Source organism: Treponema sp. R6D11 (genome assembly GCF_054786075.1).
In genome coordinates this window covers 1-390 of record NZ_BDHD01001094.1, presented here as the reverse complement: position 1 = coordinate 390, position 390 = coordinate 1, and the positions used below count along the sequence as shown (strand labels likewise).

Below are 390 nucleotides of genomic sequence, written 5' to 3'. Positions count from 1 at the left end.
GGCAAGGTGGAGCTTGTTTACACAAAGCCAGATGGAACGGAACGCAGAGCGAAAGTGGCTGATTTTTCAGGCAGGGGCATCGTTCAGGGGATGCACAACTACGACGATTCAATCAGAAGTTTCGCCCGCGCCTGTTTCATCTACGCGCTTGCCGAAAAACTGCCGATCTGGTTCGCGACAAAGGACACGATTTCCAAAATCTACAAAGGGAGCTTCAAGACGATTTTTAACGAAGTATACGAAACCGAGTTCAAGGAAAAATGCGCCGCGGCCGGCATCGAATATTTTTACACGTTGATCGACGACGAGGTGGCGCGGGGGGTAAAAGGCGAAGGCGGCTTTTTATGGGCGTGCAAAAATTACGAGGGCGATGGACAAAGCGAAATGATG

General features: G+C 50.5%; 1 protein-coding gene. It reads left to right on the top strand.

The annotated features are described in order from the left end of the window. The coding region (locus ACYVTD_RS17620; RefSeq protein ID WP_461248919.1) for an isocitrate/isopropylmalate family dehydrogenase at positions 1 to 390 on the top strand (390 nt) is incomplete at both ends.